Raw genomic sequence first — 16,076 nt, 5'->3', positions numbered from 1 at the left:
ACGTTTGCTCGCAGCGGAACCCTTCGCGCAGGAGCCTTTTAAACCCGCCCTGGCCGTATCGTTCGGCGTAGCGGTACAGGAAATCCCAACGCATCTGGTCTACCATCATCCCCACTACGATCTTTGGGCGGGGCGGCGCCTGCGCCTGCACTGCCGGGGCCAGCACCAGCGCGATGGCCATTGCCGGCAGCGCGCGGCGGAAGAAAAACTGTATCATGAGTCGTTATTTATTCGATCACTTTGAGATAGCGCGCCATCCAGTACGGCAGCAGGTATTCGTCTCCCGCCAGTTCAGACTTCCCGCCATCGCCGCCATCCAGGTTAAAGGCGTTGGCGTTGTGCCGGTGCATGGGCTGCTCATCCAGGGGGATGAGGGTTTCGGTGGTCTGGCCGCGGAAGTTGTCCGGCAGGAAGGTGAGATCCTTGCGGTGCGAATTGCGCGTTGTCCAGCGTACCATATCCATCGGGAAGGTGCGCAGGAACCACATCGTGGCTTCTTCGTCGAAATCGCCGGAAGTGCCTTTGGTGATGAGGTTCCATACCGCGTTCTTCTCGGGGCGCTCCATTTCCCAGTGGTTGCGGATGGCGCCGGCATAGGCTTTCTTCAGATCGTCGGTGAACGCATATTTGTACAACACCCAATAGGTCAGGAAGGCCATTTCATCGTCGGAATGGTTCCAGCCGCCGTTGCCCATATCGATGCCGTCGTGGATATAGCCTTTGGTGGGCGCGATCTTGCGGTAATCGATCTGGATGTTCTGAAGATAGTGATGTTTATTCAGCAATTTCATTGCTTCCGTCTTGTATTTTTCTTTGCCCGTCAGCGAATACGCCAGTTGCAGGCCCGCCACGATGGTGGTGCTGCCCAGGCGGCGGTCGCCGATGGTTTCGGGATACCAGTTGATGTATTCCGGGTTCCAGCGGCCCCAGAGGGTGGGCTTGTTGTCGATGTCGACGAGGTACCATTTGTTGTCGATGATATGCGTCATGATCTTGTCCATGAACGCCGCTACGCGCTGTTTCTCGTCTGCCGTTTCGGCAACCATCTCGTTTAATACCGCCGCGATCCAGATATAGGCCACAAATTCATCGGAGCTGGTATGCCCTTTCCACTCCCATTCCGGATCGGGAGAATCGCGCCAGCGCTCGGGGTCGGAATTCTTATACCCTTTCCGCTCGAAAGTACGGCTGGGGAAGCCTTTTAGCTGGTTCACCGACAAGATCCTTTCGAACGCCTCGAACGCTTCCCAGGCGTAGCGTTTGGCTTCCGGCTCGCGGGTAGTGCCGTAGCGGAAAGCCTGGCTGCCGAGGTAGAAGGCGGACCAGAGGCCGTCGTTATCCGTATCGGCCATCTGCGCGGTGGTGAGGTCGCCGGGCGTGAGCAGGTGGATATTGGCGATAAATCCGTAGCGGATATGCCGCAGGCGGATCTTGCGTTGGAAATAATCCGTTTTGTCGGCCAGGGAATGCCTGCGGAAAGCGATCTTATTGAGGCCCGAGGACGTGAGGATCCAGACGTTGCCGTCCTGGTCGGCCGACAAATCCTTCACCTCATCCTGGTCGAGCCAGCGCTTCGACGCGAAGTAACGGTATCCCCCCGATCCGTTCTCCGTAAAAGCGCCCTGCGGCGTGCCGGCCCATATCTTGCCGCCGGCCACCAAGAGCCGGGCCACAGATGGCACCGGCACTCTGTGCTGCAGGGTAAGCGCGGTATCGCCGTTCTCGCGGCGGATGGCGTAATATCCCGCAGGCGTCCCCAATATGATATCGTTACCCTTGAAAGCCACGGTGCGCACGTCCTTCCCGGCATGCAGCCGTTGCAGCTGCCCGCCGGCCACGCGGTATAAGGCACGGGGCGTAAGGGCGTAGAAAATTCCATCGTTCACGAAGAGCTCGCTCACTCCTTCTTCCGGCGCGGCGATGGGCTGAATGTTCTTCCCGTCTGTAACGGCCATCTTCCCTTTGCCCGACAACAGCGCGTTGCCTGCGGCGTTCACCACGGCACGGTCGTAGGTGTTGGCGGGGAAAGTTACATAAGGCACACCGGCGTAACCGTTGGTGATGAGCTTGTCGGCCAGCAGGTAGTACAGGTGCCCGTGGGTTTCCTGCACGGTAACGTCTGCCGGTATCTTATCCGCAAGCGGGCGGAAGCGCACGTCGCGGGCCACTTTATCGCCGGTCAGGTAAAAGAGCCCTTCTTTGGCCAGTACATGCACGGTATTGTTGTAGTCGGTCAGTAATTTGACGGGATGGATGCCCTGCGGCAGCGGGAATTTTTCGGATACGGGTTGGATGAAAGGTTCATCCGGCCCGGAAGCCCATGCGGGTGCGGAAATTGCCAGGAGGCAAACCAGGATTGTATACATTTTGGTTGCTTTGTTTTAACGTTTGATCAGCCACACCTCCGCGACGCGGGAATGCTGCCGCCAGTTGAGGTGTTCTTCGTCGATGGCGTCCCAGGTAAGGGTGAGCGTACCGGTTTTACTCAGGGATGCCGGCACGGGGAATTCCTTCATCTCCCCGATCCCTTTCCCATACACCGTGGCTTCCAGCCGCTGCCCGTTTACGCGCAGGAGGCTTTCGCCCACACCGGTAATCCTGACTGTATATTGCGCGGTGGTATCGAGGCGTTCGTAGCGCATGGCGGAAGGCCAGCGCATGCTCGTCATCCACGACAGCCGCTTGCGGCTCATGCCGCCATCCCACCAGTCGAACCCGGGATTATCGCTGCGGCGCATGAGCGGGTCGGTGTTCAGGTCTTCTCCCCTTACCACGTGCGGGCTCTTGCCCACATGCCCTACGTCGTCATAAAAACTCCCCGGTCCGGGATCTTCCCAGCGGGCGATGGTATCGATGGCGAGGCGCTGTTCCGCCGGCGGTAATAAACGGATGCGTTTGAACTGATCCTCCAGCCACCAGCGGTTGTTGAGCGGGCGGTCCACGAAATCCAGCACAACACCCCTTTCGGCGCCGGAGGCTTTGTATTTCGGTACGCTCGTTTGCAAAGCCACCGAGCGGAAGAGCGCGTCGCAAAGGGAAACGATTCTATTACGCCAGGCCGGCATCACGCAGGAATCCGCCATCCGCAGGATGCGCTCCGCTTCGCCGATGGCCTGCGGACCGGCCAGCAAAGCCTTGCAGGCCGCTTTCTCCAATTCGTCTTCCCGTTCCTGCCGCAGGCGCGTATAGGCGTCGTAGTAAGCTCTTAACAGCAACATCTGCCAGCGCCAGTTGCTTTTCATCGCAGGCGCCGCGGCTTCCAGTTTCTGCCAGTGGCTCAGCGTGGCGGTGATACCACCATTCTCTATGATCGGGCCCTGCCAGTTCTTCTCCAGTGCCAGGATGCCGTCGGCCGCTGCTTCCCGCACCTCCGCCCCGAAGAAAAAGGCGGCATACTGGCGCACGGTTTCACGGGGATCAGCCTGCGCGTCCCAGCCCAGGAGGTTCCAGGTCATTTTGTTCAGATCGTCGTGGGCGCCGTCGGAGTAACCGATGAAGCCGTCGATATAGGGCTCGATAGCGCGGTACGCCGCGGAATAATAGTACGGTTGGGGGTTGACGGGCTCGCGGCCCAGGGTGAAGGCGAATGCGGGGTCCCACCATGAAACCGGGAAATCACATCGCACCGTGTGCGTGATGTCCGGATAATGGCGCAGTTGATAGTCGCGCGATATGGCGGCGCGGGTATCTTCCGGCGAAGGGCTCCCCGGCCCTACCACCAGCCCGGCCAGCCATTGCGGTTTGGCGCTGCGGATATAGTCGTAAACGTAACGGCACTGGTCCGGCTCAAAACCCTGGAGCGAAAGCCAGATACCGGCCTCCGGGTGATACCTTTTCAACGGTGCGGCCAGTTCCTCCAGCAGCGGGATCACCAGTTCCGGGGGATTGCTGCCCGGATCGCCGCCGGGAAAGAAGATCGCATCGAGGCGGGGGCTTTCCCGGAAGAGGGTGTCGAATTGCAGGAGGAAATGTTTTCTTTTCGCATCGTCTTTCAGGTCGAAAGTAGCAGGCGTCCATACCCAAAAATCAGCGCCATACCGCTCGCAGCTTTCCGACATCCGCTTCGTCATCTCCCGCGACGATACCGTAAAATGCGGGGAAGCCGGCATGAAGGGAATCGCTTCTATGCTGTTGGCGCCGAAAATAACCTGTTCGCGGATGTATTGGTCGTATTGCGCGGGCGACCACCCGTCGTATGAGTTGGCGAGGTTGCGGTAACCGATCTGGTGCCCGCGGAGCGCCTTGTGCGGCGTTGCCGATACATCCACCGACAGTGGCCACGCCACCGATCCCTTCCGCCATTCCATCATCCGCAGCAACCGCCCGGCGCCGTATATCAGCCCCCTTTCCGGCGATCCTTCGATGCGCAGGATCTTCCTGCCGTTCCCGTTCTCCGAACGGATCGCGTAAGATTCCGGCGCCAGCGCGCGCTCTTCCATCACCACCGCATCGCCGGTAGCGGGCAACTGGTGAACGAGCGGCCATCGCTGCCCCGTGCGGCGGAATATCTCCTCCTGCAGAACGGTGCCGGCGATATGCCCGGGCTTGCAAACGATAACGGCCTGCCTCCACAGTCCGCCCGGCGTATTACGGATAGCCAGGCAGACGTGCGGAAACAGCAAGAGCATCAACAGGATTCGTCTCATGGTTTCTTCAGATTCGTCAGCGCATTCTGGCGGCCGGGCTGCTCGCGCAGCTGGAATGCATCATGCACCTGGCCGTCCACAGTGTAAGAGGGGTAGTGTATGGTGTTGCCATCCACGCGGATGACCTGGTAAAACTGCTGGTGGGAACCCGTTTTCGCCATCCAGGGCGCAGGGTCTACTTCGTACATTTTCGGCCCGCTGACAGACACGGCGTAAACCGGTCCCTGGTTGCCATCGCGGCCCCGGGCATAGGTGTGGTCGTGCCCGGTGAGCACCAGGTCCACACCGTATTTATCCAAAAGCGGCTTGATGTGCTCGCGGACGAACTTATTATCGCGGTTCTTCTTGGTGGAAAGGACCGGGTGATGGAAGGTGACGATCGTCCAGCGGGACTTGTTTTCCTTCAGCACTTTCTCCAGCCAGTCGCGCTGCAGGTGGAGAAGCCTTTCGTTGATCTCGATTTCCTGGGAATTGAGGGAAATGAACCGGACGCCCTGCACATCGGTATAGTAGCAGGTCTCTTCCAGCCCTTCGGGCCCGTTTTCCGGCAGGGTGAACTGCGGCCGCCAGAATACGGATACCTGGCCGCTGTCGTTCGGGTAATGATATTCGTGGTTGCCGGGCGTCATGAGCCCGGGGACCGACGCGTGGATGAAACTCCCGGCTTCAAACCATTGCTGCCATTCGTTGTAATTGTTGCCGCGGTTGACGAGGTCGCCCGCATGGATGATGAGCCTGGCGTCGGGCGCGGCGGCCCATGCTTTGCGGATGGCTCTCGACCAGAGCGACAGCAGGTTCGTTTGCGCGTCACCGAGGTAGATGAAAGAGAACGGCTGGCCGGGGAGGCCGGCGGTGCGGAACTCGAACCATTCGCTCCAGTCGTCCCCTTTCCCGACGCGGTAAGCGTATTCGGTATCGGGCTGGAGGTTTTCGAATACGATGGAATGGTACCGCACATCGAGGGAATCGAATAGTTTGGCCGTGGTAGCGGCCGGGAGGCGCTGTGCCTTGCCGGTGAAGGCAGGGTTGGGCGTGGCGGGCGCGATTTCGGCGTAACTGCTGTCTGTAGCGGCATCGGTGCGCCAGGTAACGGCGGCGGAATGTGCAGGATCGGCGGTTACGTTGAGAACGATCCTATCGGGCCGGGCCTGCTGGGCGCTGGCATGCTGGATTAAAAAGCAGGTGGCGAGAAGCCACCTGCCTGCAGAGTATATATTCATAGATAGTTTACTTGAGATACCACATCAGGGTCGTTTGTTTGTCTTCCCCGAAAACAGCCACGGCACGTTTGTATGCGTCCGGGTTGGCCCTGGTTTCACTGTCGGGGTACATATAGCGTTTAGGCAAAGTTTGAGACGATGACAGCGGGCCCAGCACGAATTTCGGGAAACCGGTGCGGCGATGGTCAAACCAGCCTTCACTGCCTTTCAGGAACATGGCGATCCATTTCTGGTTGATCAGCTGTTCGAGGGTGCCGTTGTATTTTACGATGGCCTGGTCGAAGTAATCGGCGGCTTCCGCATCTGCGAGCACACCGTAAAAATCCATATTGGCGCGGATACCGTCGTAGTACAGCGACTCCGCGGTTTTGCCCGTTACCGTGATCTTACCCGCCTGCGCAGCTTCCGCGAGGATGAAGCAAACTTCGGCATAGGTCATGAGCGAAGCGGGGATTTTTGCGCCCTTGTCTGCATTGAACATGGAATCGAGCCGGGAAATGTAGTCGTACCCGCCGTTGTAATCGTACGGCGCCTGGATGGCGTTGGGAACGCCTACGTATTCCCGGTTGTCGGTAGTGCCGCGGGTCTTCACCACGGTGAACCAGGCCTGGAGGCGCGGGTCGTTGCGGGCATAGAGGGCGTCGATGATTTCCTTGCTGGGTTTGCGTTTGTCGAATTCTTCATACGCATTGGCCATGGTTCCGCCGGGCCAGCTGTTGTCTTTCTGCGATCCGGCGTACTGCACCTCGGCATTGTCGGCATTGGATTCGAAAATGGGATATTTCGCTTTGTCGGCAATGATGGCCTGCATTTCGGTGAATGCCGCCGGGTAGTTTTTGGACATGCGCAACAGGAGGCGAAGGCGGAGCGAGTTGGCAAACTTGCGCCATTTCAGGGAATTGGCCTGGTAAAGGCCGTCCTGGCTTTTGTCGATTTCGCGAGTTTGCGCGGCCAGCTGGTCGTTGGCTTCCCGAAGCTCCTTCAGCAGGTCGGGGTAAATCGTTTCCTGGCGGTCGTATTCCGGGCGGATGTTGCCTTCCGTTTTGGAAGTCAGCGCCTGGGAATAGGGCACGTCGCCGAAAAGATCCGTCAGGTACGCGAAGTTGAATGCGCGCATGATCCGGGCATAAGGAAGATATTCCGGCTTGTCGAAGTGTTCGATCATCTCGAACAGGCTCTTGTTATACGAAAGCCGGCTGTAGATACCGTCCCAGCTCTGCGGGCCCCAGTTGAACTTGTCGTTCCCTTCGTTGCGCACCATGGTGATGTAACGGCCGGCGGATGCGGGCTTGTCCATATACGCGTCCCGCTGGTAATCCGCAGCGGTGGAGAGGATGACGGACGACAGCAGGTATTCCGGGTTGATGTACTCCGCGCCGTTCTTGTCTTCATTGAATTTGTCGATGTCTTTACCGCAGGCGCCGAGCATCAGCATGGCGGCAAAGGCGAGGTATTTAAAACGTATGCGTTGCATAACCGTTGATTTGCAGTTTAGAAATTAAATCCAAGTTTGGCACCAAAAGAGCGGGTGTAAGGGAGCGACCAGCTGCCTACGCCCTGCCCGATCCCGCTACCGGAAATCGTCATCGCCGTTTCGGGATCATACCCCATGTCGGCGGCGGTCCAGGTGAAGAGGTTGCGGCCAATCAGCGAGAAGCTGAGGTTGCTGATCGGCAGGCGGCCCAGCATCTTCTTGGGGAACATATATGTTAGCGATGCTTCGCGCAGCTTCACATAAGAGGCATCGAAAGTGGAGCGGCTCAGGAAATCCCAGTAGTACGCGCCATAATAGGCTTCCGGATCCAGGATTTTGTCGTTGAGCTTGTATTCGCCGGTGGCATCGTCGAGGTAATAGCCGTAGAGGATGTTACCGTCGGTACGTTTTTCGCCGGAGCCGTCGGTCCATTCCAGGCCGCCGGTAGCCGCGTCGCGGCCGGGCAGGGTGGTTTTGGTGCGGCCGTCGCTGAGGAGGTTTTTAGCGACATAGCTGTGGAACACGCCACCCTGGCGCCAGTCTACCAGCACGTTCAAGGCAAATCCCTTATAGCTGAAGGTGTTGTTGAAGCCCACCATGAAATCGGGGTTGAAGTTGCCGATTTTGGTCCATACGCTCACACGCTCGTACTCACCGCCATCGGTAATGAGCGGTTCACCTTTATGCGGGCCTTCGGGAACGGTGGCCCAGCTGCGGGCGTATATGTTGCCGAGGTCCTCGCCTACACGTGCTTCGTAGTTTACGCCTTCGGAGCTGCCGAGCTGATATGCCTGCATCCCTTCACCCAGTTCCAGCACCGTATTTTTATTTCGGGTGAAGTTGGCGGTAACATCCCACTGGAATGCGCCTTTCACGGGAGTGCCGGTGATGGTAGCTTCGATACCCCGGTTGCGAATGCGGCCCGCGTTGATAATTTTGGAGCTGTATCCCGAAGCCATCGTGGTCCCGATCCGCATAACCTGGTTCACCGTCTCGGAGTTGTACCAGCTGAAATCCAGGCCGAGGCGGCCGTTGAAGAACCGCATATCGGCACCCAGTTCAGTAGATGTGGAGATATAGGGCTTCAGGCGGTTATTCTTCAGGACGGCATCCTGGACGGCGCGTTTGTAATCCCCCCAGTCCGCACTGAAATTAAAGGTATTGAACAATTGCATCACACCAGGTTCGCCACCTACCTGCGCCCAGTTGGCGCGGAGCTTCAGGAAGGATACGGGGCCTGAATTGATCTTCAGCATATCGCTCAGCACCCAGCCAAGGGAAACAGAAGGATAAAAATAAGAACCGTTATCGGCCGGCAAAGTGCTGGCCCAGTCGTTACGGGCCGTCACATCCAGGAAGAGGTAGTTACGGTAAGCGATTTGGCCCATGCCATACACGCTGTTGATGCGCATCTCCCACTCGAACATGTCGTTGAAAACGGAACCCGCCGCGGCGTTCTTAATGCTGAAGATACCCGGAACGGATAATGCGTTCGCGCTTTGGAAAGCAGATTTGAATTTCCGGTGCATCCGGTTCATACCGGCAGACACGTTGAAATTGAGGTCCTGGTTGATGTCTTTGCGGTAAGACAGGAGGAAGTCGGCGTTGATTTCCTGCAGACGCTCTGTTTCGTAAGAGTACGCGCCTCTTTTGGTGCGCACTGCTCCGAAGGGGCGTTTGCTTTCGCGGGCTTCGCTGTAGTTATCCATGGCGGTGCGCCCCATGAGGGTAAGCCCCTTCATCAGTTCGATGTTCAGCTCCACGTTCCCCATGATGCGGTCGCGGTTGTAACCGTTGATGAATTCATACGCCACGAAGTAGGGGTTATCCACAGAACCCGGCACATGGGAATATTGCTCGATGCCCTCCTTACCGGGCACCCAGTAATTGCGGAGTTTGTTGATGTTAACGTTGGGTGTAGTCGTGTATACGATATTGCTGGCGCTCTCGCGGTTGTGCGTGGGCCGGTTATTACTGTGGTTCTTGGTATACCCCACGTTCGTGCTCACCCGGATCTTCGGGTTCAGCTTATAGCCGGCCGCGAGGTTAATGGTGTTACGGTCGAGGTCGGTATTGGGAACGATGCCGCTGTTTTTGAGATTGGTTAATGAAAGGCGGAAATCACCATCGTTATTGGCGCCGGTGATGGCGATGTTATTGGTGAGCGTATACCCCGTCTCGTAAAAATCCTTATGCCGGTCGGGATACGATACCCAGTCGGTAGGGATGCGCTGGCCGTTGCCATCAAGCGGGCTGTCCCACTGAATATGCTTGGTGCCGATGTTGAGGCGGGGGCCCCAGGAGGCGGTGGAGATCGTTTCGTTTGAGCCGGGGCGGTTGCCGGAGCCGAAGTCGTTCTGGAACTGTGGGAACAGCCAGGCTTTGTCGAACATGGCGGAAGAGTTCACGGAAACGCCGAGGCCTTTCTTGGCGCCGGTGCCGGATTTGGTGGTGATGAGGATGACCCCGTTGAGTGCGCGGGTGCCGTATAGTGCGGAAGCGCTGGCGCCCTTGAGAACGGTCACGGAAGCGATGTCATCGGGGTTGATATCGGAAATGGGGCTGCCATAATCTACCACACCACGGCCTACGGGCTCTTTCGGGGCACGGACGCCGCCGGCGATGGGCACACCGTCCACCACATACAGCGGGTTGTTATCGCCCCCCAGGGTACGTTGGCCACGGATATTCACGAACACCGAAGCGCCCGGATCGGAAGAAACGGCGCGCACATTCACGCCGGCTACCTTACCCGATAGCGCGTTGGCTACGTTCACTTCCTTCACGGTGGCTACCTGGTCGCCTTTGAGGGTGGCGATGGAATAACCGAGGGCTTTTTCTTCGCGTTTGATACCGAGCGCCGTTACCACTACGCTGTTCAGCTCCTTCACGTCGGGCGCCATCGTTACATTCACTTCTCCCCTGCCCGCTGTTTTCTCCTGGGTCGCGAAACCTACGGAGCGGAATACAAGAACGGACGATGAGCCGGCCACACGGATGGTGTAGCGGCCCTGTGCGTTGGTGGCGGTGCCGTTGGAGGTGCCTTTTTCGTGCACGCTCACACCGGGCAGCGGCTGGTTCTGGTCGTCGGTCACCAGGCCGCTCACCTGCAGGTCAACGGTTTTGGCGGCCACGGGCACCGATACGGTACGGATGGCGTAATCGCGCTGGGAGATGCGCACGGCCTGGAGGCCTGCGGGCGCGAGGGCTTTGGCCAGCTGCTCATCGAGCTGGGCGGCAGGGATGCGTGCAAAGCGGTCGGCTACCCATTTGCCTTCCACCTGGTCGGCGGAGTAGCTGAAGCCCACTTGCAGTTTGTTTTCGAGAGCGGTGAACATTTCCTTGAGGGAAATCATGCCGGCATGGCGGCGGGCGTCGTTACCCCGCACCATGGCGCCCTGCGCGCGCGATTCCGCGCATGCGAGCAGGATGCATAGCACCGCGCAAAGCTTCGTAAAGCTCTTTTGCATAAGTGTAAGTTTTAAAGATCTTTATTCGAGAATGATGGTATCATTTTCTTCCCGCATCTTCAGGTTGTGCACGGTGCACACCGCTTTCAGCAATAATTCCGGTTGATCCATGGCCGCCGAGCCCGTGAAAGGCAGCGATGCCAGCGAAGGCTTGCCGAACCGGACGCGCCGGCCGTATATGTCTTCCATCCGCAGCGCCACCGTGGCCAGCGTGCCGTCCCTGATCACCACGCGCTTTTTCATCCAGGAGGAGAAGCCGCCGTCGGGTGATTGGATGAGCGAGGTGCCAAGGGCGCTTTGCTGGAGCAGGTCGCCCGGCTGCATGTGTTTCCCTCCCGCTGTCACGCTTCCTTCTTCCAGTGCGATGGCCGCAGAGTCGTGCCGGTGGTATACGTTGAACGCCGTGCCGGTTACTTCCACATCGGTGAGGGCGGTATGCACCACGAACCGGGGATGCAGGCCCTGGGGAGCGTGTTTCACTTTAAAGAAAGCTTCCCCCTGCAATTCCACCCTGCGCACGTCCCCGCTTTTCCAGCGGAGGGGATACCGGATGGAGGAATTGGCGTTGAGCCATACCTCCGTGCCGTCGTGCAGCTTCAGCGTAGTGGTTTCCCCGAAGCCGGTGCGGAGCGTAAGCATGTCCGCTTCAGCCGGGCCCCTCATCACGAGGACCGCCGCGATAACCGCCGCCGCGGCCGCTGTGCCAATGAGCATTCTCCGGACCAGGGAGTGCCGGTTTTTTTTACGGTCCTCCGTATCCAGCACGCCGTCGATGGCGGCTTTCACGGCATCCATGTCGGCCGGGTCAACTTCAATGGCATGAAACCGGAGCGAACGGACCATCATCTGCGCTTCCCGCAACACCTCCCGTTTATCGGGATGCGCCGCTGCATATTGCTCCCAAAAACGGGCAGCCGCCTCATCGGTCCGCTGCACCCACGACTGGAAGGAAGCATCCGCCGCAAAGTCCGCCGCATCGTAATCTTGATATGACATAATTAAGCCTTGTACAAATGAAGGAGGCATACAAGGGAGGAAATACCCTCAAGGAAATAGGAAATTTTTTAAAATACTCTGCTAGCGGCTGTACAGCAGCGTTTCCGCCCCTGCCAGCAAAGGTTTCAGTTCGGTAAGGGCGCGGTAGACGAGGGTACGGGCGTATTTTACCGCCTTGAGCTGCATGATCTCGGCGATCTCGTCGTATGACAGGCTTTCGTAAAAACGGAGGTAGACCGCTTCTTTCTGGCGGAGCGTGAGCCGGTCCAGGGTTTGCTGGATATGGCGCTCCGCCAGGGCGGCCGACTGGCGGGTGATCAGGTAGCTTTCGGGAGACAGTTCCAGGGTGAAAATGTGCGCTTCATCGTCCGGCAGCTCGCGGGACCGGGGGGCTTTTCCTAAAGCGCGCACCAGTTTCCGGCGGACGGACACCAGGAGGTAGCTTTTCGGCTTCTCTGGTGTTTGCAACGCCTGCCGGCGCAGGTAGAGGTCGGTGAAGAAATCCTGCAAGGTATCTTTCACCAGGCCGGCATCTTGCGTAAAGCGGCTGCAGTAACGGAATAACGGGGGAAAATACCGCCGGTAGATTTCGCCGAAGGCTTCCCTGTCGCCTTCGCGGAGGCGGTCCCAGAGAAACCTGTCGTCGTGCTGCGGATATACGGTACCGGTATTCATAAAGCGCAATTTAGGAATAAGGATCAGAAATGCAATCTACATCACCCTTCGCTGCCTTGTCAACCTATCTCCATTATATAACCATTAATTAATTTTTCAGAATGCGTGGGAAGTAGCTGCTTCCCGGATCCCGAGGCGCTGGCACCATCCTTTGAAATCGCGGTGGATGCCCTGGAGCGTTTCTTTCTGCTGGGGCGTCAGTTCCAGCACATGTGCGCGGCTGATCGTGCGAACCGGGATACCACGCAGCTGCAGGAAATATTTAGCGCTCATGGGGTATGCGATGTGGATGAGGGGATCCACGCGGCGGAGCTCTTCCTGTATCCAGGCCACATCTTCCGCCTTCGAGGGGTCGTTGGCGTTATTGCAGAGCCACACGAGGATTTCCGGGTAGAAGTTGCCGGAGATGGACGACATGCCCGCCGCCCCCATCCGCAGGGATTCCACGGCATTGGGCGTATGCGCGTCGTAGAACTCGAATTTTGGCACGTCGATGATCGACAACTTCTCCCGCACGCTTTCCACCTCGCAGCTCGTGTCTTTATGATAAATCAGCCGGTTCGAAGCGAGCAGCGTTTTCAGCACATCCGCCGGCAGCACTCTTTTATACGGCGCGGGGCATTCGTATAACCCCAGGGGAATATCGCCCGTGAGGTCGAATATCTGCTGAAAGCGGTCTATCAGCACCGAATCCGGCTCGTCCACATTCGCAAAATGCCCTGTGATCATGATCACCGCATCCACACCCGTTTCATGGATATTGCGGATGAACTGCGCCTTGTCGGGGATGGTGAGCCCGAAGGAGCCCGTGGCCACCACCGGCACGCGGCCGTTCACGTAATTGACAACGTGGCGCGTCAGCTCCAGGCGCTCGTCTTCACTGATACTGTACATCTCGGAAGACAGGCAGTTGGCGAAAAAGCCTTTCACGCCCGCTTCCAGGTAAAAGTCGATCAGGTGCTCCACCATATCCAGGTCGATGCGCGCTTTCAGGTTGAAAGGGGTAATCATCACCGGTACAAATTTCTTTTGCATAACAAACAGGGTTTTTATGATTGGGAATGAAGTCGTTTTTGCATCCTTGAAAAAAGCAATCCCGCCAGGAAAATCGACAGCGTGCCCACCACGATCACCATATTGATGTGGAGCGGGCTGCGGAGATATTCCAAATCGGCCGGCAGGTATTTGGACAGGCTCATCCACAGGATGATGACGATGCCGGTGATAGTGGCCGCCACGGCGGCGGCGTTCTTCGCTTTGGAAATGATCCCCAGCAAAAAGAGCCCCAGCATGCCGCCGGCGAAGATGCCCGACAGCTCCCACCACACATCGAGTATGCTTTTCACGCCGATCATGGCGATGCCGAAAAAGATGGCCAGGATACCCGTGACTACCGTGGCCAGGTGCAATACTTTCATTTCTTCCTTCGGCGAGGGGTTCGGGCGGACGTACCGCTGCCAGATATCCTTCAAAAACACCGTGGCTGAACTGTTCATGCCGCTGCTGAGGGTGCTCATGGCCGCGGAAAGGATCGCCGCGATGATCAGCCCCAGCAGTCCTGCCGGCACTTTCTGCACCATGAAATACGGCAATATTTTATCGCCGTAATCGGCCGGTGTGAGCGATGCGGCGGCTACGCCTCTTTCCGTAGCAGCCTGTTGCCGCACGGCGTCCAGCATCTCCGGATGTTGCAGGAAGTACGCATAGAGCGCGGTGCCGATAAAGAAGAACACGGCGCTGACAGGCACGTACCAGTACACGCACAGCCAGATGCTCCGCGCGGCCTCTTTCTGGCTGCGGGCGGCGTGATAGCGTTGTACGTAGTTCTGGTCCATGCCGAAGTTGTTGAGATTGATGAAAAATCCGTACAGGAACACCACCCATGCGGTAGAGGTACTGAAATCGGAAAGGTTGAGGCTGCCGAGGGAGAACTTCCCTTCGGAAGCGCCGATACTGAAAATATCGCCCACGCCGCCTTTCATCCCGTCTATCACCAGCCAGAGTATGGCGATGGCGCCGGCGGTTTTGATGAGGCCCTGCAACACTTCCGTCCAGATCACGGCTTCCATGCCGCCGAGGACGGTATAAATGATGATGCAGACGCCGGTGACGGCCATGATAGTCCGCATATCGAGCCCTGTGAGTGCCTGCAGCGCCAGTGCCACGCCGAAGAAGATGGAGCCCATCCGCGCCAGTTGCGTGAGGATGAAGCAGATCATGGCGTATGTCCGGGCCCACGGCCCGAAGCGGTGCTCCAGGTGTGTGTAGGCGCTCACTTCGCCGCTGCTGCGGTAAAACGGGACGAAATACCGCGCGGAGATCCAGGCGGCGGGGATCATCGACAGGCTGAATACGAAAGCGTTCCAGTTGCCGCCGAACGATTTTCCCGGTACGCCCAGGAAAGTATTGCTGCTCAAAAAAGTGGCGTACAGCGAAAGGCCGAGCGCCCATCCGGGGATGGTGCCTGATGCTGTCGTGAATTGTGCCGCGTTTTTATTCTTTCTTGAAAAATATACGCCGATCAGAATCATACCGAGCAAATACGCTCCGATTACCGCCAGGTCTGTAATAGGCAGTTGATGCATGTCTTAATGCTTATCTAATGGTTGACAGTTCCATTCCTCACGTGGATTATAATCACCGGCGCAACTTGTCCGATCTTTGGCAAGTTGGAACAATTTTCCCGCTCAAACAATGTTGAATGTTATGAAAAGAATAGCTTAAATTACTGCCGTGAAGAGCCAAAACAACGCCAACAACTCAACCGCCTGGACCTTACCGGAACAGCTGCAACGCAAGCTGGACGTACATCCCCTGGGCCGAAACCTATACATTACCGCTATCCGTTTTTATCCAGAGAATGACGTAAAGGAATGGGGCGAGCCGAAGGGAGCACCGGTGTACAGCCTGTTATATTCCGCGCATGGCGGTGGTTGGTATGAGGCAGATGGGAAAAGATTTCCGGTGAAAGCGAACCAATATGTGTTGCTGGCGAAGAACACGCCTTTCCGTTGCGGCCCCGATCCGCGCAATCCCTGGCGGTTGTACACCGCCCAGTTCACGGGGCTCCTGGCCGATGAGCTCTGCGATTATCTCACGAACGGCAAACCGATGCATACCACGCCGCCATTGGTAGGCCGCATCGCGCAGTTCTGGGATATCGTCCATCACCTCGACCTCATGAACAACATCGAGAACCTGCTCTACGCCAACTTCCGTTTCTATAGTTTCCTGGGCACCTTCCGGCTGTCGGTGTTCAATTATATGAAGCAGGGTTCCGACAACCAGATCGAGCAATGCATCCAGATCATGAAGCAGCAGCTCGACAAAAACCTCACCCTTGCCGATCTCGCCGCGCAGGCGCATCTGTCGGCCTCCTATCTTTCCGCGCTCTTCAAAGAAAAAACCCGCTACTCCCCCATCCAGCTGTACACATCCTTGCGGATGCAGAAGGCCAGTCAGCTGCTGCAGGAAACCCACCTGACGGTAAAAGAAATCGCGCAGGAAATGGGGTATCCGGATCAATATACTTTCTCAAGGACTTTCAAGGGGATCATGGGCGTGTCGCCAAAGGGGTTTAGGGAGAAGAGTTGAG

Annotated in this window: 10 protein-coding genes and 1 pseudogene; 1 reads left to right on the top strand and 10 read right to left on the bottom strand. The window is 57.6% G+C overall.

What is annotated here, in order from left to right:
• The 10 genes and pseudogenes from Q0510_RS14215 to Q0510_RS14170 all read right to left on the bottom strand — a co-directional run.
• Nucleotides 1-217, bottom strand: a pseudogene (locus Q0510_RS14215) (alkaline phosphatase family protein); the annotation flags it as partial.
• Nucleotides 218-227: 10 nt separating this feature from the next.
• Nucleotides 228-2,366: a hypothetical protein gene (locus Q0510_RS14210; RefSeq protein WP_298712976.1), complete on the bottom strand. Its 2,139-nt coding sequence runs from the start codon at nucleotides 2,364-2,366 to the stop codon at nucleotides 228-230.
• A 15-nt stretch (nucleotides 2,367-2,381) separates the two neighbouring features.
• Nucleotides 2,382-4,646: a hypothetical protein gene (locus Q0510_RS14205; RefSeq protein ID WP_298712974.1), complete on the bottom strand. Its 2,265-nt coding sequence runs from the start codon at nucleotides 4,644-4,646 to the stop codon at nucleotides 2,382-2,384.
• On the bottom strand, nucleotides 4,643-5,866 hold the full coding sequence (locus Q0510_RS14200) for a metallophosphoesterase family protein (protein ID WP_298712971.1): 1,224 nt from the start codon (nucleotides 5,864-5,866) through the stop codon (nucleotides 4,643-4,645). Before Q0510_RS14200 ends, Q0510_RS14205 begins: the two co-directional genes overlap by 4 nt.
• A gap of 7 nt (nucleotides 5,867-5,873) precedes the next feature.
• Complete coding sequence (locus tag Q0510_RS14195) at nucleotides 5,874-7,340, bottom strand: SusD/RagB family nutrient-binding outer membrane lipoprotein (protein WP_298712969.1); 1,467 nt, start codon at nucleotides 7,338-7,340, stop codon at nucleotides 5,874-5,876.
• A 17-nt stretch (nucleotides 7,341-7,357) separates the two neighbouring features.
• Nucleotides 7,358-10,810, bottom strand: coding sequence for a SusC/RagA family TonB-linked outer membrane protein (locus Q0510_RS14190; protein WP_298712967.1), 3,453 nt, complete (start codon nucleotides 10,808-10,810; stop codon nucleotides 7,358-7,360).
• 21 nt (nucleotides 10,811-10,831) lie between these two features.
• Nucleotides 10,832-11,806, bottom strand: a complete 975-nt coding sequence (locus Q0510_RS14185) for a FecR family protein (protein WP_298712964.1) — start codon at nucleotides 11,804-11,806, stop codon at nucleotides 10,832-10,834.
• 81 nt (nucleotides 11,807-11,887) lie between these two features.
• Complete coding sequence (locus Q0510_RS14180; protein ID WP_298712962.1) at nucleotides 11,888-12,481, bottom strand: RNA polymerase sigma factor; 594 nt, start codon at nucleotides 12,479-12,481, stop codon at nucleotides 11,888-11,890.
• 96 nt (nucleotides 12,482-12,577) lie between these two features.
• The gene (locus tag Q0510_RS14175) at nucleotides 12,578-13,516 is read right to left on the bottom strand and encodes a dihydrodipicolinate synthase family protein (RefSeq protein WP_298712959.1); all 939 of its coding nucleotides are present in this window, start codon (nucleotides 13,514-13,516) and stop codon (nucleotides 12,578-12,580) included.
• A gap of 14 nt (nucleotides 13,517-13,530) precedes the next feature.
• Nucleotides 13,531-15,066 carry a sodium:solute symporter gene (locus tag Q0510_RS14170; protein WP_298712957.1) on the bottom strand — a complete coding sequence of 512 codons (1,536 nt, stop codon included), beginning with the start codon at nucleotides 15,064-15,066 and terminating at the stop codon, nucleotides 13,531-13,533.
• A 148-nt stretch (nucleotides 15,067-15,214) separates the two neighbouring features.
• Between Q0510_RS14170 and Q0510_RS14165 the strand changes: the two genes are divergently transcribed.
• On the top strand, nucleotides 15,215-16,075 hold the full coding sequence (locus Q0510_RS14165) for an AraC family transcriptional regulator (RefSeq protein WP_298712955.1): 861 nt from the start codon (nucleotides 15,215-15,217) through the stop codon (nucleotides 16,073-16,075).
• Nucleotide 16,076: the final 1 nt, after the last annotated feature.

This window comes from uncultured Chitinophaga sp., assembly GCF_937874145.1.
Taxonomy (GTDB): domain Bacteria; phylum Bacteroidota; class Bacteroidia; order Chitinophagales; family Chitinophagaceae; genus Chitinophaga.
This window is presented reverse-complemented; position numbering and strand designations above follow the sequence as displayed.